Origin of the sequence: Indibacter alkaliphilus LW1 (assembly GCF_000295935.2) — a bacterium.
Classification (GTDB): Bacteria; Bacteroidota; Bacteroidia; order Cytophagales; family Cyclobacteriaceae; genus Indibacter; species Indibacter alkaliphilus.
In genome coordinates this window covers 269,072-287,610 of the sequence record NZ_ALWO02000052.1, presented here as the reverse complement: position 1 = coordinate 287,610, position 18,539 = coordinate 269,072, and the positions used below count along the sequence as shown (strand labels likewise).

Sequence of the window (18,539 nt, the reverse complement as noted above, 5' to 3'; positions counted from 1 at the left end):
CGTTATTTTGGGTTATTGATCAGGCGGAAGAAATCAACTAAAGTAACCCTTACAGCATCTCTTTCAAGATCTTCTGCAAGTATAGAATGCCAGCTGTCTTCATGCCACATTTCAAAGTACGTATTTTCTGCCAGTAATGGATAAAACTCTTCAGCAAACCTGTAATGGGCAATCTTATCTCCTCCCAAAAATTCAAGCTCCCCTTCCTCTCCATTATCTAAATTTTTCCATTTGATTTTCAATGGCAATTCATCAGGGAATGGCTCTGTATAGATGTATGCCTCATCTTTGATTCGGTTGAGTAAAATAGCAAAGTTCAAGTGTGGTTCAGTCTCGGATATTTTCCGCTTTCCATGACGGTACATGTTCATCTTGGCTTCTTTCCTGCCTTCCATTTCATAAGTAGAAGCTCTCAGATTTTTGAAATAAATCCTATCGGCAACCGAAATCGATAAAATGGAATCATCCTTGCCTGAGTTGTCCGCCCTCCGTTCATTAAAGAAAGACAGTATGAAAACAAAAAGTATTGAGCCAAACCCGAAAATCTTCAGAATTCGGACCATTTCCGGAGAAAAAGTGTTTTGAGAACTGGATGCCATGGGTGCTTTTTGAAAACAACAGCTATCAAAGGTTAAAAGTTTTTCACAAAAGATCTCGGCTACATGATCAAATTCTCTAAGTGGAATCAGTACAAAACAAAATCAGTGCACATAAGAACCGGCATTGATATCTATGGTACAGCCTGTGGCATGATCTGCCAAGCCAGAACAAAGCAATGTCACCATAGGAGCTAGGTCTTTGGGTTCTGTCAATTGGTTCAATGCAATGTCATTGAGTGCATACTCCTCACCGTACTGATCCATAAAATCCTGTGCCATATCTGTCCTTGTAAATCCAGGAGCTATCAAAAAAGCCTTAATTCCTTCTTTTCCATAATATCTTGCAATAGATCGTGTAAGGGAGACTATCGCTGCCTTGGAAGTTCCGTAAGCCAGGTAATCTTTGGTATCACCCCTAAAGGCTGCTCTGGAAGAAATGTTGATTAATCTTCCACTTTTGTTCTCTACTGCATGCTCCAGGAATTCCTTACAGATTATTCCCATTGCATTGATGTTGACATTCATGGTTTTGAGCCAAGCATCAGTCCAAGATTCAGTATCTGCATTATCTGCCACAGAAATGGCAATACCTGCATTATTGACAATAGCATCAATTTTACCATATTTTCCTACCAGACCTGGAATCCAACCCTTTACATTTTCAAGATTTTCAAGATTGCAAGGGCACAAATGTGACTTATTGGTAAGCTCAGATTGAAGCTTCTTTGCAAGATCTTCATTGCTGTTAAAATGGATCAGCACCTCAGCTCCAGAAGCAGATAATTGTTGTGCGATGGCCTTTCCTATTCCTCTTGAGGCACCTGTGATCAAGATTCTTTGGCCTTCCAATGAAATGTTCATAATGATATAAGTTTATTTTTTGAGTAATTTAATCAAAAGCTTCAACTCGTAATTGAAACTTCAAAGATCACTAAAGACCATTGGCTTTGAGTCACCACCGGCCCTCTGATACTCAGTAACTCGAGAAAATTCAAAGAGGTGTAGCTGCAAGCATAAATGACTGGAGTACCATAAAGATTCCATCTACCCGATCTTGGTCCATAGCCCAATGGAGTCCTTCCAGGCAAATCCTCTATCAGTCTGAAATATTGCGATTGCAACTATTTTAATATTTCCCTAATCTGGAAATCCTGTAAATTACAATTTATCCATTCCTCCTCCAGATCTGAACCATACTTTTTGTAAAAGTTGATAGCAGGCTCATTCCAGTCCAGCACCTGCCATGTCATACCAGAGCACCCAGCTTCCAAGCATTTTTCCAATGTCTTATCAAAAAGCAATTTCCCTGCTCCATTTCCTCTTTCAGATGCTGTCACTACAATATCCTCCAAATAGAGTCTTTTCCCCTTCCAGGTGCTGTATCGGTAATAATAAATGGAGATTCCGACAATTTCTTTTGAACTGTCTTTGATGGCTACAAAAAATCCAAAAACGGGATTTATTCCGAAGCCATCTTGCTCCATCAATTCAACCGTGTTGATCACTTCATCAGGGGCTTTCTCATATTCAGCCAACTCCTTTACCAATTCCAATACTCTTGGCAAATCTTCTTTTTGTCCTTTTCTGATTGTATACATAGTTTAAAATTAGAATTTATCGCTTTAAATGTTGAAGGAAATACTTTGAATGGTAAGCTTTTTCTACAGAGAAGACTGTATTTCACCTAATTTTTCAACAATATCCTAAAAACAAAATCAATTTCTATCTTTGAACAAAAGGAAGTTCACCATACCTATACACCGTCAGAACACACTTTATGTTTTTAGCAATAGATGCAGGCAATTCAAATATTGTTTTCGGCTTTTATGATGAAGTTGAAAATAATTGGATTTACGAATTTAGAATAGAAACCAGTAGAGAACTTTCAATACTGAAACTGGAAAAAGAAATTCGGCTGTTTTTTCTGGAAAAAAACATTAGGATCAATCAAATCAGCCAAGTAGGGATCTCTTCTGTTGTGCCTGAAATAAATTTAATTCTTCAGGGGTTTTGTAAAAATTACCTTCAAAAAAACTGTTACCTCATCAATGGTAATAGCTACCAAAAACTAAAGGTAAGCACTGCGAGACCCAATGAAATCGGTTCTGACTTGATGTGCAATGTAACTGCTGCATTTGAAAAATTTGCTGATACCTGCATCATTGTGGATTTTGGTACTGCTTTAACTTTCACAGCGGTAGGAAAAGACGGAAATTTACTTGGTGTAAATATAGTACCCGGCCTCAAAACTGCTATCAAGTCCCTTTTTTCAAATACTTCAAAGCTTCCTGAAGTAGAACTCAAGTTACCAAAATCTGCTCTGGGAAGGAATACCATACATTCAATCCAATCCGGAATTCTCTATGGGTACACTGGCTTGGTCAAAGGCATGCTGGATACCATGAAAAATGAAATTGCTGTGCCTTGCCATGTCATCGCTACAGGAGGGCTTTCAACAATCCTTACCACCTTGCAGGATTCTTTTGAAATGGTAGACCGCAACCTCACCATGGAAGGTATACGCTTGATTACCATGACCAATATCAGCTCCTAAATGGAATAAGTAAATTAGGATCAGGACAAATCTTCCGGTACTTTTCCATTTCTCTATGCGAGCAAACACCCGGAAAGTCTCCAAACATGCCTATCATATCCCACATCAACTGAAAATGGAGGTGTGGCGGCCAATCTCCATTTTCTGGAAATGGACCTATGTGACAGAATCTTTGCCCTTTTTTGATCACCTGCCCTACTTTCAGACCGCTCAGATCTTCCAATGCCAGATGTCCATAGAGACTAAAAAGCTTTTTATCATCAAGTTCATGCTCCAAGATAATTGTAGGCCCGTAGTTGCCAAATCCGGCATTGTCCTGAAAGGAGTGTACAACTCCATTTAATGGCGCAAAAACAGGTGTCCATGCTTGTGCCCAAATATCAACCCCCATATGGATGTCTCTGAAGTCGGCTAAATCAGTTGCAAAAACTGTACTTCTGCTGTAGATAGCCCTGTGTTCAAAATAACCTCCAATTCCGTATTTCTTTTTTGCTTTTGAGATCAAATCAAAAACATAGTCATCAAACTTTTGGGTGTCTGACAAGTCAAGTTTTTCCAAATGAGAATTGGCGGGAGAAAAATCCAAAGGTAGTGTATTGGAAAGGGTTAAATCTTCCCCCATGACTGGGAAAATTTTATTTCCTTCCAAATATGAAATCAGGGTATTTTGCATGGGGCGCAAGTTATAGAAAGTAGAGGAATTGATGAAAAACTAGTTATTGTGATTTCTTTTTTCTTTGTGAATCCATTGTAAAGCGAAAGACAACGTTTTGATAATTTTAGGACTTTCATTGATCTACAATAATAACAAGGTCCTCTACATTTATCCGATTCTTGAATAATTTTTATAACTAAGTAATTTTTAGACTGTTCAGTTACTGAACCAAAAAATTATATTCCACATGAAAAATTTTATAAATCACTTATTAAACAGTCGATTTTATTTTGTTTTAATTGGGTTAATGGCAATTTCATTTGCTTGTAGTGAAGATGATGAACCTGATCCGATAACTACAGAACCTGAAGGCCAAAATGTTGTCGATGTAGCTTCATCCAACGATGATTTTTCTACGTTGGTGAGTGCGGTAGTAGAGGCGGATTTAGCAGAAACTTTGTCCGGTCCAGGTCCATTTACAGTATTTGCTCCTAATAATGATGCTTTTTCCCGATTTTTAGAAGAAAATAATCTAACAGCAGAACAATTATTAGGAAATGAAAATCTTGCCGAAATCTTAACCTATCACGTAGTTCCAGGCGAAATTCCTTCAAGTGCAGTAGAGGCCGGTGCAGTGAATTCCGTTGCGAATTCGACCTTTTATATCAGTGTTGCTCCTGATAATTCTATCTGGATCAATGGTAATACCAGAATTATAGATACAGATATTGATGCTTCAAATGGTATAATACATGTTTTGGATAATGTAATAACTGCTCCTGAATATAGCATTGCGGAAATTGCTTTAGCAGCAACAGAATCATCTGAGCCTGAGTTTACGCAACTTGTTGCAGCTCTTTCAAGAGCTGAACTTGTAGAAGCAGTAAGTGGTGGTTCAGGTGATAACTTAACAGTTTTCGCTCCAACAGATGCTGCATTTGAAGATCTTTACGATGTTTTAGGGGTTACTGGAGTAGATGAAATTCCTTTGGAGTTATTGACCAGCGTTTTGGAGTACCATGTAGTTCCTGCTCGTGCATTTTCCCAGGATCTAAGACAAGGAAATGATTTACCTACCTTATTGAATGGACAGACATTATCAGTTGACTTGGAGAACCTACAAATCAATGAATCAGGTTTGATTGCCACAAGCTTAAATATTCATGCAACAAATGGTGTAATCCACGCTATTGATAGAGTGCTATTACCAGCAATGGGAGAAGAAGTATCTGCCACAATCACTTTAGACAATGTAGGAGCTTCTGCTTATGTCATTTCTTCCATAAATGGAGAAGGTGCATCAGGTGAATTGGATGTTGAAAACGCGGCAATTACACTCCAAGCTGGTTTAAGATACACATTTGTCAATGATGGAGGGTCTGCACACCCATTGGATTTCAGAGATAGTGAAGGAAATATCTTATTAGCTCAGGGAGATCAGGAAGGTTCTTTTGAAGGAGACTCAGAAGTTGCCTTTGAAGTAGATGGAGCAAATGTATCTTTCACTTTAACTAATGGGCTAGCAGAAGAGTTAGCCGTATACAGATGTACTGCACACCCTTCTATGGAAGGAGAAATCATCATTACCGATTAAATTTTGGTAAGTTTGGTTCAGAGAGGTAGTCACTATGTTGTCTGCCTTTCTGTTTTTTTAAGGTTTATAGAATTGTTTTGATTAGGTAGCTTTGAAAAATTCTGGGATATTTGAGAATTGTCCAAAAAAGTCCATTTGAAATTTTCCATACAATTCAGATCTCGTTATAAAGTTTATTCAATACCTATGTCATTACCTTCACTTGAGGATATAAAAGAAGCCCATGATCGGATTAAGTCTTTCATCCATCACACCCCTGTTTTGAGTTCTGAAGCAATCAATAAAATTGCAGGAACAGAAATTTATTTTAAGTGTGAAAATTTTCAAAAAGTTGGAGCTTTCAAAGCCAGAGGTGCTGCCAATGCCGTGAGTAAATTGGGTCAAGAGGCGATGCGAAATGGAGTAGCTACACATTCCAGTGGCAACCATGCCGCCGCTTTGGCAAGGGCGGCAAAAGTAGGCGGAATTCCTGCTTACATAGTCATGCCTTCCAATGCACCTGAAATCAAAAAGAAGGCCGTTAAAGGTTATGGAGGTGAAATCATAGAATGTGAACCTACACTTGAGGCAAGGGAGAGGACCTTAGATGAGGTGGTCGCTAAGACAGGAGCTACTTTTATCCATCCATACGATAATATTCATGTAGTGGAAGGTCAGGCTACATGTGCCTTGGAAATGTGGCAGGAAAAAATTGATTTTGACACCATTATGGCACCCGTTGGTGGAGGTGGCTTATTAGGAGGAACAGCCCTCACTACACATTACATTTCACCTAAAACCAAAATAATAGCAGCTGAACCGGAAGGTGCCAATGATGCTTATCGCTCATTTCAAGCCAAAGAGTTGATCCCAATGAAAAACCCAAAAACAATAGCCGATGGGCTTTTGACTTCTTTGGGAAAAATCAACTTTGAAATCATACTTCAACATGTAGATGATATACTTACAGTAAATGACGATGAAATTATCCTGGCAATGAGGCTTATTTATGAGCGAATGAAGATTGTCATTGAGCCTAGCTGTGCAGTACCCTTGGCAGCTCTGTTGAAAAATAAAGAAAGATTCCAAAACCAAAAAATAGGTATTATCCTCTCAGGGGGCAATGTAGATTTGGCAAAATTACCTTTTAAATAACAATAGGAGTGGGGTCGCCCACTCCTATTGTTATTTCAGATGTAAATAAAATTAAACTTCCACCAAAATCTGATCGTGAATCCCATCCCAAAGGATTTTTCTAGCTTCCAAAGCTTCTATTGCAGCAAGCTCTGTTTCCTTCCATTTTATCTCATCAGCTCCACATAAATACTCCAGCATCCTCATGGCCAAAGGACCATGATGATCCTCATCCAAATGGATATGTCTTTCGAAGTAATACTCCAACGTTTTCAATTCTTCGGGCTTAGAAGCAATCAGGTCATTGATTAATCTTCTGAACATATCAGGTATTAAGTCCTCCCTTCCCAAGGTAAACGAAGCAGCAATTTCATGAGGCTTACCTATCATCACTTTTCTGAAATTAGTTCTTAAAAAACGCTTTGTGGGTTCAGGGATATTGACATGATCCAGCGCTGCCTCCAAAGTTTCTCCCTGAGTCAATAGCTCCAATAGCGAATCGATTGCAAAAGTACTGGCACCCGCCTCTTTCATAGCCCTCAAATAAAGTTCAAAATGCGAGCAATATCCTCCATGGCCATCTTCATCACTTTCTTCTGCCATCACAATATCATTTATCAAACGGGTAACCATTGGTTCTCCAGATGGTATCCAAGGCAGACTCATCCCAGTCAACTTCAACTGAAGAGCCTTGAGCAGGCTCATGAAATCCCATACAGCAAACACATGTTGCTCCATAAAAACCTGAAAATCTTCCAGGGATTTCATGTCCTTGTAGATTGGATGATTCAATAATTTATCTCTGTAAGGCTGAATGGCCTCCATCAGTTTTTCGGTATTCATACTATTCTAAACTTAAGGGTGATTAAAGTATAAACCAAGAATCAGCTAATTTGGTTACCTGACTGCTCTTTATTTTTCGTTGCCTTGATATGTAAGTTCATGAATCCAAAAATCAACCTATTCAGCAAATTGAAGACGAACCAAATTTGCATAAAAGCCATCCTCTTGAATAGCTAATTGCTCATGAGTTCCTTCTTCTACAATTTCACCTTCTTTGAGCACATAAATTCTATCTACTTTTCGAATAGTAGCTAATCTATGCGCTATGATGATGGTCGTCCTATTTTTCATCAGCTCATCCAAGGCCTCTTGAACCAAAGACTCCGACTCCGCATCAAGGGAAGAAGTCGCTTCATCCAAAATCAATATCGCAGGGTCTTTGAGAATGGCCCGTGCAATGGCTACCCTTTGACGCTGACCACCCGAGAGTTTAATCCCCCGCTCCCCAACCTTGGTGTCCAATCCTTCCGGAAATTGACTGATAAACTGCCACGCGTTGGCTTTTTTAGCAGCTTCAATTATTTCTTCTTCTGAAGCTTCCGGGCGGGCATAAGCGATATTTTCTTTAATACTTCCGCCAAAAAGCAATACCTCTTGAGGCACTATCCCAATATTTGATCTAAGCTGCTTGAGATTCCATTGGGAAACAGGCTTGCCATCAACAGACAATACACCATTTTCAACAGGATAAAATTTAAGAAGCAGTTGGACAATTGTAGATTTCCCTGCTCCTGAATGTCCCGCAAGGGCAACTTTCTCACCTGCCCTAATTGAAAAATTAATGTCTTTGAGTACTTGGGCTTCTGGCCTTGTTGGGTAAGCAAATGCCACATGCTCAAAAATGATATCACCTTCTACAGGTACCATTTGAAAATCCGCGGTGGATTCTTCAGGAACCTCCTCAAGTATTTCAAGTACACGCTCAGAAGAGCCTATTGCTTTTTGAATCTGTCCGTAAATATCACCTAAGCCGGCAATTGATCCACCAATAAATGTGGTATACAAAACAAATGAAACCAAGTCACCTACACTCATATCTCCTGAAGCCACCAAAGACGCTCCATACCACATCACTGCTACTATCCCTCCAAAAAGGGCAAAGATGATGAAGGATATAAATGCTCCTCTAAATCCTGCCGCCTTCAATGCAACATTGACAACTTTGTTCAGACCACTTCTATAGCGATTTGATTCATAATCTTCACCAGCAAAAGATTTTACTGTCATGATAGACTGAAGAGTTTCTTCAACAATCACATTGGCTGCCGCCAGTTCATCCTGAGTCTGCTTAGATAGTTTTCTGATAAATTTCCCAAAAACCATCGCAATAATTACCAAAACAGGAAAAGTCCCTAGCATAAAAAGTGTAAGCTTAGGCGTAGTAAACATTAGGAATATCACACCTGCTATCAAAGTAATGATCTGTCTAAACAGCTCGGCCAAAGTAGTAGAAAATGTGTCCTGCAACATGCTCACATCAGCAGTAATCCTACTGATCAGTTCCCCTGTCCTCCTTTTATCAAAAAATGTCATTGGTAACTGCACCAATTTGCTGTACAGAGCTATTCTAATATCCCGCATGCTTCTCTCACTGACTTTGGCAAAAAGCCAAACCCTGAAAAATGAAAAAATAGACTGTATCAATAAAATGCCCAAAAGAATATAGGCAATGTTATTGATGCCATTGACCAACCACTCTTCCCCTGAGGCAGCATCGATCAATTTGCCTGCTACAAAAGGAAAAGTAAGTAAGGTGAGACTGGAAAATGCCAAAAAAAGCATCCCCAGAATAAAATTGAATTTATAAGGCAGGACAAACCTAAATATACCCCCCAATTTGCCCAGATTCTGTTTATTGAGTTTTCTCTTCTCGTGTTCTTCCAGGGACGTACCTCTCTTTTTTGCCATTATTTAAACCTATTCACTTCTATACAATCTGCAAATTTAATCAATCCCTCTCCCTTGTGGTCAATTTTTCAGGCTTTTTTAGCCTCGGGTATAAATCGTTGATATCTTGGAAAAGGTATCACCTATGAGTCCATACTGATCTTTTCGAAATCATTCTTTTTTCCTACCTGTGATTCTTCTGAAAAACTGTTTTTCTTTTTCCCAAAAAAAAGAAAACTGACCAAAGACAAACCCCCATATCAACAGGATTATTTGATATAGAGGTAAAACCAATAAAAGATAAAGTATGGTTTTCCAAAAACCTCCACGCTCCATACTAATACCGAGGAAATCAAAAATTGGCTTTTTGATAAAAAGAATGGTGAATCCTGTACATGCAAATACAACAAGTACAAGAACCACCTGTCTCAAACTCTTTAGGTTCCACTTAGTCTGAAGCTTTTCCAGAAAATTTTTCTTTTCTTTTTCTTCCATATCAAAACACTTAACAATCCTAATCCCGAATAGTGCGATTAATCTATCCTAAATATTGGATAGCGGTTGTGTTCTTTTTCTTTCCAAGGGGTGCGCTCATAAACCCACCTCAACTGTGCAGCAGCGCTGTTGGCTAGATTCTCGTCCTTTGCTTTCTCCTCTTCCAATACCTGCCTCATTCTACCATGAGCTTCTAAAAACTCATTGGCCAAATCTTCGAAAACATACGCAGAATACCCCTCTTTGGCCTGAAGTACAGTATCAAAAAAATTCCAATTGAAAAAGCTGTCTTCACTTTCAGGCTCCAATACCTCCATGATATATCGATTAACTTCCTGATTCATAGTCACCAAATAATCCCCTGATCGAAAATCCATAAAGCCCTGGCTTTTTACAATTTTAGTGTTGCTGTGCAGGTAATGCCCTTCGAATGGACGGGTAGCAGTCTGAAAGTCCTCAATATGATAAATACTGACCTTGATAGTGGTATCTTTGGGGAGACGAGTAAGGGTTACACCGTTTCTTTGAAGATTTTCGATTACTGTATACCATCCATGTGGAATGATATAAGCTTCAGGCTTTTTGATTAACTGTCCTTCTCTGTAGGTGTCAAAAAACTTAACTTCCTTGGTAAAGGGCTTTCCCCTGTCATAATATAATCTCGGTAATCCAGAGATATCTGATGGCTTTTGACCTGATTCATAACCTTTAAATGTAATCAAGCTATGCTTTTCCTTATCCAAAATATGGTTAAATGCAAACTCACTCCTTGCCCTCTGGCTTTCCCTGTCTGACTTGACGACATTGACGATTTTGTTTCCTTCTTTATTCAGTATTTCTAAAAAGGCTTCCAGTAATTTATAGGTTGATTCAACTCTTTCTTTATATGGTTTCAGCATGTGGGTCTCAGGCATAAAACTTAAAGTGCCGAAAAGTGCTGCATACCCGGAACTATAACGACCCAAATCTTTGAACTGAGTCCATCCATCTTCTGGCTTACCTCCCCATGCATTCACATAGGGTACCATTGGGAATCCCTTTTCATCCATTTTTTGATACAAAAAAGGATTAAGCTCTTCATTCAGGTATTGGCCAGCCTGGCCTCCGAGTCTATTGTGTTGGGTAGAAATCAGTGTCATCACATGTTGGTAATCTGCTCCATTACTGACGTGTGTATCTACAAAAATATGTGGCCTCACCCAGTTAAATATCAATTGAAAAGAGCGGGCATTCTTGGTATCAGCTTTTATAAAATCTCTATTGAGATCAAAATTTCTTGCATTACCTCTAAAACCATAAGCTTCAGGACCATTTTGATTTACCCGACTGTGAGAACCCCTGTTTAGGTGACCCCCAATATTGTAAACAGGTATAAGTGCTATAACCAGTTCATCATTAATCTGCTGCTTGCCCAATAAAATATCTCTCAACAACATCATACTCGCATCTATCCCGTCAGGCTCACCCGGATGAATGCCATTATTGATAAACAAAATCGGCCTGTTCTTTTCATGCCATTTTTGGGGATCAAAAACCTGTGTTTTATCCAACAAAACAAGATGTAGTGGATACCCTGCATCTGTCATCCCCATTTCAACAACTTTAACTTGATCAAAATCATCTGCCAGATTTTGAAAGTATTGGATCACCTCCTCATACTCTGGAGTCTTTGTACCCTCACTTTCTTCAAAAAGGGTCTTATACTCCTGCTGGGCAAATGCAGTAAGACTGAATATCAACAATATCTTGAGGCTAACAATATTTTTCATGCCCAAATTTGGGTAAAATGCTGAAACTTACCCAAAGCAATTACATTATTGGAGAAAATGATTTTAGGATCAAGAAAGAGGGTTTAAGTTTCGGACTTTTCGTTACGATATATCGTAACGAAAAGTCCGGAATATGATTGATCTAATAAAAGTCAAAATGATTGAAAATGCCAGGAAACCCATTTTCAATCAATTCCATTCAAAAAGCCCTTCATTCAAGCTCCTCAAGGCTTCATTTTTGAACTTGGCATCAACAAGAATAGACACATTATGTCTGCTACCACCATAAGAGACCATTCTTAAAGGAAACTCTTCCAGACAATTCATGACTTTAGCTACTGTGCCTTTAGACTCTGCTATTAAATTCCCTACAACTGATATAATTGTCTGATTGGTGTCAATTTCTACAGTACCATATTTTTCCAATTCTGCAGTAATTTCTTTGAGGTGGGAAGTGTCATCAACCGTAAGGGAAACAGCTACCTCAGAAGTTGTGATCATATCAATAGAAGTCTTATATTTTTCAAAGACTTCAAATACTTTTCTCAAAAAGCCATAAGCCAACAACATCCTGCTAGATTTAATTTTAATGGCAGTAATTCCATCTTTTGCGGCCAGAGCTTTTACACCTGTTCCAAGCTCTTTAGCGGTGATGGTAGTCCCAACTGCGTCAGGCTCCATGGTATTGAGAAGTTTTACGGGGATGTTGTATTGCTGGGCTGGCCAAATAGATGCAGGGTGCAAAATTTTAGCTCCGAAATATGCCAATTCAGCAGCTTCATCAAAAGACATTTGAGCAATAGGCCTGGTTTTATCTACAACCCTAGGGTCATTGTTGTGCATTCCATCTATATCAGTCCATATTTCCACTACTTCGGCACTGATAGCTGCTCCGATCAAAGAAGCTGAATAATCTGATCCACCTCTTTTGAGATTGTCAACCTCATTTCTGTGATTTTTACAGATATACCCTTGTGTGACAAATATTCTATCTCCAGGATAATTGGCCAAAATCACCTTTACTTTATCCGAAATTTTTGTCAGCTCCGGCTCATGATTTTCATCAATACTCATAAAATCCAGGGCAGGTAAAAATACAGCCTGAATATCCAACTCCTGCAACAAAGTGTAAAACAGCTTGGTAGAAAGCAACTCTCCTTGAGCAAGAATATCCCTATTAATTGCCTCATTAAAAGAAATCTTGAGGATGATATTCAAAAACTCAAAATGCTCTTTGACAATCTTATCAGCTTTTACCCTTGCAGCATCAGTCTTGAGTAGCTCTTTATAAAAGGCCAGATAATGCTTATGCAGTACATCTATTCTTTCTTTAGCCAGTTCCTTATTGGCAGCAGCAAGTGCATCTCCTATTCCTACCAAGGCATTGGTAGTGCCTGATAGAGCTGAAAGCACTACTATTTTTTTCTGATTATCCCTCGTAATAAGGTCTTTCACTTGATGCATTCTTTCGGGCTTTCCTACCGAGGTGCCCCCGAATTTCATGATTTTCATATTCAATAGCAGGTTTGAGTTCTTTTAATAGAGATCAGAAACGAGACCTACCTGCCTACTGGCAGGTAGGTCTCGTTTCTTTTTCTATGACTTGGCCCTTTTTAATCCTTGACCATGGGGATTTTAAAAATCTCGAAGTTTCTCGCTTCTTGACTCTATTGTCTTGTATCTTAATTATTGCCTCTAATTTTCAAAATCCAAGCATTTTCACCGCAGTAATAGCCGCTTCATCACCTTTGTTTCCATGCTTGCCTCCAGATCGGTCCAGAGCCTGTTGCAATGTATCAGGAGTCAAAACGCCAAAGATTACAGGTTTGTTATATTTTAAAGACACATTGGTAATACCATTAGCAACCGCGTCACAGATAAAATCAAAATGTCTGGTTTCGCCTTGTATTACGCAACCTAAACAGATAACAGCATCAATTTCACTAATTTCAGCAAGCCACTGGGCCCCAAGAGAAAGTTCAAATGACCCAGGTACGTTTTTCCTGAAAATATTGTCCTTTTTTGCTCCATGCTTGAGCAAGGTATCCACTGCTGCGGAAAAAAGAGACTCAGTTACCTGGTCATTCCATTCGGAAACTACAATGCCAAATTTTTTGTCTGACATGTCCAGTATATTTTTATCTGAATACTGGCTCAGGCTTTTTAATGAAGTAGCCATATACTTTGGTTTTAGAATTTCAGAAAATAAAAAAGAGTAAGACTTGAGGCCTTACTCTTTCAAAATGCTTTATTAAGAAAGCATTACTTAGAGGCAAGACCTTCCAAGCGTGCTTTATGCTTTCGTGCGTTGGTAAATTCAAAAGACTCGAAATATTTGTCCTCGATGGTTCCCCAAGTTTTGATTGCATTATTGATATCACCTGCTTCTTCATAAGCAATGGCAAGTTTGCTCAAGTACCTTGGTGCAAAGTGTTTATTTTCTTTGTGATCAATTGCTTTTCTGTAATTGGAGATAGCATCTTTGGTATTGCCGAGCTCCAAATAGGCATCACCCAATAAAGCGTAGGCTCTAGCTTGTACAAAGTAATCGCCTGAAGAAAACTTCTTCAAATGGTCTACTGCCTTTTGGAAATTACCTTCTGATAAATATATAGAACCAATGTAAAAATTGGCCAAATTAGCTGCATTGGTGCCACTATATTGATCTGCAATTTTAAGGAAACCAGGATTAGAACCATCACCGTTCAGTGCATAATCTGTACTGTCCTGCTCAAAATAATAAACAGCCTGGAACATTTCAGCTTGGGCTCTTTTATCCTTATTCTGCCTGTCTATTTGAAAATATAGGATGGCTGCCATCGCAAGGATTCCTACGATCAGAATACCACCGAAAATTCTTGAATTCTTTTTTACAAAGGCTTCACCTCTTTCTAACCTGCTGGCTATTTCTTCTGGTTTTTCCAAAAGCTCGTATTCTGCTTCTGTTGCCTTTTTTTGATTTTTCTTCGCCATTTTAATATTTTTTGCAGCCGCAAATATAAAGCTTTTACTTAATTCACAAATACCTATAAAAAAAACCAACCATGAGTATACGCTCTCGATACCCATGGCTGATTTCAAGATATTTTACTTTATTCCATCACAAATGGATAATCTTCCTGGATATACACATCCTTAAATGCATCTTCCCCATCAGGCCAAGGTGACTCTTCAGCAAATTTCACTGCATCAGCAACTTGTTTTTTAACCTTTTCATCAATTTTAGAAATTTCTTCTTCGGTCAAAAGCTTGTTGTCAAGAATAGTTTGCTTAACCTGTTCAATAGGGTCCTTTTGCTTGTATTCTTCTACTTCCTCTCTTGTTCTATACTTTTGAGGATCAGACATTGAATGACCCTTATATCTATATGTTCTGAATTCCAATAAAGTGGGGCCATCGCCTTTTCTTGCTCTTTCAGCCGCTTCAGCTACTGCTTCATGCACTGCTTCTACATTCATCCCATCTACCGGGAATGATGGCATATCATATGCTTCACCTATGGTGTAAAGTTCAGTGACATTGGATGTACGAGCGACAGAAGTACCCATAGCATAGCCATTATTTTCAATTACAAAAATTACCGGTGTCTTGTAAAGCATAGCCAGGTTCAATGCTTCGTGAACCGCACCTTGCCTAACAGCGCCATCGCCCATGTAGCATATACATAGGTTTTTGGTTCCTTTATATTTTTCAGCGAAGCCAATTCCTAGTCCCATTGGAACCTGAGCACCCACGATTCCATGACCTCCCATGAAATTTCTCTCCTTATCAAAAATGTGCATGGAACCACCTTTACCTTTGGTGGTACCTGTAGCTTTACCGTAAAGTTCGGCCATAATTGCACCTGGATCTGTACCCAAGCCAAGTGGATGTGCATGGTCTCTGTAAGCTGTAATCCACTTATCGTCCTTTTCCAAAGCAGTAATTGCCCCAGAAGCACAAGCCTCTTGGCCTATATATAAGTGACAAAAACCTCTGATTTTTTGCTGCCCATAGAGTTGTCCTGCTTTTTCTTCAAAACGCCTCATTAAGAGCATGCTTTCATACCAATACGCGTAAGTATCTTTGGAATATTTTGCTTTTGCCTTGCTGGCAGTACTCTTTTTTGCCATATCGATTATTGTAAAATATGCTAAATTAGGCCTCAAATATAAGCAAATGGGCTGAATTTTAAGGCCAATTGCGAAAATAGTCAAAAACCCTACAGATTACCTTATATGCACCTCAAAAATATCCGCCTTCAACAATTTAAAAATTATGGAAAGGCAAAGGTGCAGTTTTCAAAGGAAATAAATTGCTTTGTGGGAATCAATGGCAGTGGAAAAACCAACCTTCTGGATGCTATCCATTACCTCTGTCTCACCAAAAGCGCTATCAACCCCCAAGATAATTTCAATATCCGGCACGAGGATAGTTTTTTCACCGTCTTTGGCGACTTTGATGTGGAAGGGAAGGAAATTGAAATCCGCTGTATCGTAGAAGCGGGAAAAAAGAAGCAGCTGATCCAAAACGGAAAGGCATACGATAAAATGAGTGAACATATCGGACTACTTCCAGTAGTTATGATAGCTCCAGATGATACCTCCCTGATTAAAGACGGTAGTGAAGAGCGCAGGAAATTTTTTGACAATATGCTTTGCCAACTGGACAGACAATACCTCAATAGCTTAGTCAGATACCAGCATTTTCTGAAACAAAGAAATGCTTTGCTGAAACAATTCGCTGACAGCGGTAAATGGAATAGCCAGTTGATAGAACCCTATGATCTGGAAATCATCAAATTGTCCAAAAAAATTTCAGAAATGAGAAAAGTTTTCATCCAAGAGTATGAACCTTTACTCATTTCCCATTACAAAACCATCTCAGACGATCAGGAGCAAATAGGCATAAGATATGATACCCACTGTTCTGATGCTGATTTTGAATCAGTGTTCCGTTCTTCGGCAAAGAGGGATTATCTGCTAAAGCGGACAAATATGGGTATCCACAAAGACGATTTTATATTTCACATAGATGAATACCCAATCAAGAAATTTGGATCTCAAGGTCAGCAAAAGTCTTTTGTCATTGCACTTAAGCTTGCTCAGTTTATGATCTTTTTGAGTCATAAACAGACTAAACCCATTCTTTTGCTCGATGATATTTTTGACAAGTTGGATGATAGTAGGATTTCAAAGCTGATGAATCTGGTAGCTGATCATCAATTTGGGCAGTTATTCATCACAGACGCTAGACCAGAAAGATCCAAAGGAATCCTTGGTGAAATAGATGCAGACAGCAGATTTTTCATGATTGAAAACGGTACTGTTACCAACTGGAATCAATAATTTCTGTTTTTCTTGATCTGTCCATCCACAGAATATCTTCCTGGGCCCAAAAAGAGCAGGACAATAAATATAAGGAGAAACAAGAGTGGTTTTTCTTTGGATGAAAAAGGATCATCAGCATGCGCAATAAAGGCTGCAACACTCATGGTGATGATCAACGGAATCAGCGAAAGCCTTGAAAGAAATCCAATTGCAAGCAAAATCGCACAGAAAAATTCTGCAAATATTGCCAATTGAAGAGAAATTGCTGGACCTAAGCCAATGGGATCTCTGAAAGAGGTCAAGTTTGTGCTGAAATTGGATATTTTGGACCAGCCATGCGTTAACATCATCAATGCAGAACCTACACGCAGGAGAAGTTTAGCTAAGTCTGCAAAATAAGGGCTTGTGGAGAAAAATACTTTTTTCATGGTTTTTGTTTAAGTAGATTGGAAGGTCTAAACCAAAAATAATAAGAAATAATGTAGCAAGCTCATTGTTTTTGGGTTTTGATATGATTAAAAAGTTAAAAAGTATGACCACACACTTGAATTTGAGGCCAATAGTCCTTTTAGTTTTCTCTTGGATGTTGTTGATATCCTCATCAAGCCTTTGGGCTCAAAAAACAGAATTGGCAGATAAACGAGCAGATTTTCAACAGTTTATCCAAAAGGAACTTCAGCCTAGATTGGCACAGGTCCTCTTTGACCCGGAAGTAGCACCAGACCCGGCAAGCTTTATTTCATTTAGCAAAGAGATCAAAATGGAAATGGATACTTTTTGGAAAGAAAAGGGAACGGGCCTGAGTGAAGAGGAAAGACAAGTTTTTAAAGCAGACATCCAATCTGTTTTTGTTCAGCTAGGTCAATTGTATTTGAACCGGGCAGAGACTTTGAAAAATAAAGAAAGGGTTTCATTCTTCGAACAATTCCTTGTGGAAAACTCATTACTCAGCGAGGTGGAAACACTTTCCTCTGACCTGAGCAGATCATTGGTCATGGGTGTACACCAATCTTTGATGATCCCTTTTGGAGGACCAAACCATGAAATTGAAGCATATATCCTTGAGCAGGAAGAACCAATAAGGGAGTTACTTTTTGCAGCTTTTGCCAATACTGAAATCGATATGCTCAGTGAAGGGTATGAAAGTGGTGAAAGGCAGTTTAGTGCTTTTTCAAGTGATTATCCAAAGTCAAGATTTTTGGGGCAATTGGAAAAAAGTCTAAAATCCATCGAAAAACTTAAGACCGGACAAGCTGTAGAAAATTTCGAATTCACAGACTTGGATGGAAACACAGTATCACTTTCTGATTTTAAAGATAAAATTATTTACCTGGATTTTTGGGCTACTTGGTGTGGTCCATGCATCAGTACCTTCAAAAACAAAACCCCGGCCTTTGAAAAGCAACTTGACGGAAATGAAAACATAGTCCTTATGTACATTTCAGTAGATGAGAAATCAGAGTCATGGAAAAACTACCTTGAAAAAAACCCCATGAAAGGCGTTCATCTTTTTGCAGGTAAAGGTTTTGAGGCTGACATCATGAAGTATTTTAAAGTGTGGGGTATTCCTAGGTATCTGATTTTGGACAGAGGAAACACCATACACCATGTGAATGCTCCAAGACCGGGAAAAGAGGCCTTGGAGGCTTTGAATTCTATTTTGGAATAATCTGGCTGGGTAACCAAAAAAAGATAGCCCGGAATTTCCCAGGCTATCTTTT

The 18,539-nt window shown here is 38.9% G+C and carries 19 protein-coding genes; 5 read left to right on the top strand and 14 right to left on the bottom strand.

The annotated features are described in order from the left end of the window. Positions 1 to 2: 2 nt before the first annotated feature. From A33Q_RS19610 to A33Q_RS19595, 4 genes are all read right to left on the bottom strand, one after another. Complete coding sequence (locus A33Q_RS19610; protein ID WP_009032970.1) at positions 3 to 599, bottom strand: hypothetical protein; 597 nt, start codon at positions 597 to 599, stop codon at positions 3 to 5. A gap of 102 nt (positions 600 to 701) precedes the next feature. Beyond that, complete coding sequence (locus tag A33Q_RS19605; RefSeq protein WP_009032971.1) at positions 702 to 1,460, bottom strand: SDR family NAD(P)-dependent oxidoreductase; 759 nt, start codon at positions 1,458 to 1,460, stop codon at positions 702 to 704. Positions 1,461 to 1,501: 41 nt separating this feature from the next. Continuing rightward, a complete protein-coding gene (locus A33Q_RS19600) occupies positions 1,502 to 1,720 on the bottom strand; it encodes a hypothetical protein (RefSeq protein ID WP_009032972.1) in 219 nt (72 codons plus the stop codon). Then, complete coding sequence (locus A33Q_RS19595; protein ID WP_009032973.1) at positions 1,721 to 2,197, bottom strand: GNAT family N-acetyltransferase; 477 nt, start codon at positions 2,195 to 2,197, stop codon at positions 1,721 to 1,723. A 179-nt stretch (positions 2,198 to 2,376) separates the two neighbouring features. Here A33Q_RS19595 and A33Q_RS19590 point away from each other — a divergent pair, with 179 nt between their 5' ends. Continuing rightward, entirely contained in the window at positions 2,377 to 3,153 is a 777-nt protein-coding gene (locus A33Q_RS19590; protein ID WP_009032974.1) for a type III pantothenate kinase, read from the top strand. Here A33Q_RS19590 and A33Q_RS19585 read toward each other — a convergent pair. Continuing rightward, positions 3,143 to 3,826, bottom strand: a complete 684-nt coding sequence (locus A33Q_RS19585; RefSeq protein WP_009032975.1) for a peptidoglycan DD-metalloendopeptidase family protein — start codon at positions 3,824 to 3,826, stop codon at positions 3,143 to 3,145. The genes A33Q_RS19590 and A33Q_RS19585 overlap by 11 nt on opposite strands. Before the next feature lie 289 nt (positions 3,827 to 4,115). Between A33Q_RS19585 and A33Q_RS19580 the strand changes: the two genes are divergently transcribed. Both A33Q_RS19580 and A33Q_RS19575 read left to right on the top strand, forming a co-directional pair. Further along, positions 4,116 to 5,402, top strand: coding sequence for a fasciclin domain-containing protein (locus tag A33Q_RS19580; protein WP_009032976.1), 1,287 nt, complete (start codon positions 4,116 to 4,118; stop codon positions 5,400 to 5,402). A gap of 186 nt (positions 5,403 to 5,588) precedes the next feature. Beyond that, positions 5,589 to 6,536: a pyridoxal-phosphate dependent enzyme gene (locus tag A33Q_RS19575; protein ID WP_016255612.1), complete on the top strand. Its 948-nt coding sequence runs from the start codon at positions 5,589 to 5,591 to the stop codon at positions 6,534 to 6,536. Between the two features lie 51 nt (positions 6,537 to 6,587). On the opposite strand, the gene A33Q_RS19570 is transcribed toward A33Q_RS19575, so the two are convergent. The 8 genes from A33Q_RS19570 to pdhA all read right to left on the bottom strand — a co-directional run bounded on the left by A33Q_RS19570 (position 6,588) and on the right by pdhA (position 15,621). Further along, positions 6,588 to 7,358 (bottom strand): DUF3050 domain-containing protein, encoded by a 771-nt coding sequence (locus tag A33Q_RS19570; protein WP_009032977.1) that lies wholly within the window; start codon positions 7,356 to 7,358, stop codon positions 6,588 to 6,590. A 117-nt stretch (positions 7,359 to 7,475) separates the two neighbouring features. Next, entirely contained in the window at positions 7,476 to 9,266 is a 1,791-nt protein-coding gene (locus A33Q_RS19565) for an ABC transporter ATP-binding protein (RefSeq protein ID WP_009032978.1), read from the bottom strand. Positions 9,267 to 9,416: 150 nt separating this feature from the next. After that, positions 9,417 to 9,740, bottom strand: coding sequence for a DUF6787 family protein (locus tag A33Q_RS19560; protein ID WP_009032979.1), 324 nt, complete (start codon positions 9,738 to 9,740; stop codon positions 9,417 to 9,419). Between the two features lie 38 nt (positions 9,741 to 9,778). Next, entirely contained in the window at positions 9,779 to 11,509 is a 1,731-nt protein-coding gene (locus tag A33Q_RS19555) for a M14 family metallopeptidase (protein WP_009032980.1), read from the bottom strand. A gap of 189 nt (positions 11,510 to 11,698) precedes the next feature. Then, positions 11,699 to 13,021: an aspartate kinase gene (locus A33Q_RS19550; protein WP_009032981.1), complete on the bottom strand. Its 1,323-nt coding sequence runs from the start codon at positions 13,019 to 13,021 to the stop codon at positions 11,699 to 11,701. Between the two features lie 190 nt (positions 13,022 to 13,211). Beyond that, a complete protein-coding gene (gene ribH, locus A33Q_RS19545) occupies positions 13,212 to 13,688 on the bottom strand; it encodes a 6,7-dimethyl-8-ribityllumazine synthase (protein WP_009032982.1) in 477 nt (158 codons plus the stop codon). An 83-nt stretch (positions 13,689 to 13,771) separates the two neighbouring features. Then, positions 13,772 to 14,482 (bottom strand): tetratricopeptide repeat protein, encoded by a 711-nt coding sequence (locus A33Q_RS19540; RefSeq protein ID WP_040490774.1) that lies wholly within the window; start codon positions 14,480 to 14,482, stop codon positions 13,772 to 13,774. Between the two features lie 119 nt (positions 14,483 to 14,601). Next, positions 14,602 to 15,621: a pyruvate dehydrogenase (acetyl-transferring) E1 component subunit alpha gene (gene pdhA, locus A33Q_RS19535; RefSeq protein WP_009032984.1), complete on the bottom strand. Its 1,020-nt coding sequence runs from the start codon at positions 15,619 to 15,621 to the stop codon at positions 14,602 to 14,604. A gap of 105 nt (positions 15,622 to 15,726) precedes the next feature. Between pdhA and recF the strand changes: the two genes are divergently transcribed. Beyond that, positions 15,727 to 16,836 (top strand): DNA replication/repair protein RecF, encoded by a 1,110-nt coding sequence (gene recF, locus A33Q_RS19530; RefSeq protein WP_009032985.1) that lies wholly within the window; start codon positions 15,727 to 15,729, stop codon positions 16,834 to 16,836. Here the strand turns inward: recF and A33Q_RS19525 are convergent. Beyond that, positions 16,830 to 17,246 carry a DoxX family protein gene (locus tag A33Q_RS19525; RefSeq protein ID WP_009032986.1) on the bottom strand — a complete coding sequence of 139 codons (417 nt, stop codon included), beginning with the start codon at positions 17,244 to 17,246 and terminating at the stop codon, positions 16,830 to 16,832. The genes recF and A33Q_RS19525 overlap by 7 nt on opposite strands. A gap of 104 nt (positions 17,247 to 17,350) precedes the next feature. On the opposite strand from A33Q_RS19525, the gene A33Q_RS19520 reads away from it, so the two are divergent. Continuing rightward, entirely contained in the window at positions 17,351 to 18,487 is a 1,137-nt protein-coding gene (locus A33Q_RS19520; protein WP_160169359.1) for a TlpA family protein disulfide reductase, read from the top strand. The last annotated feature ends 52 nt before the right edge of the window (positions 18,488 to 18,539 follow it).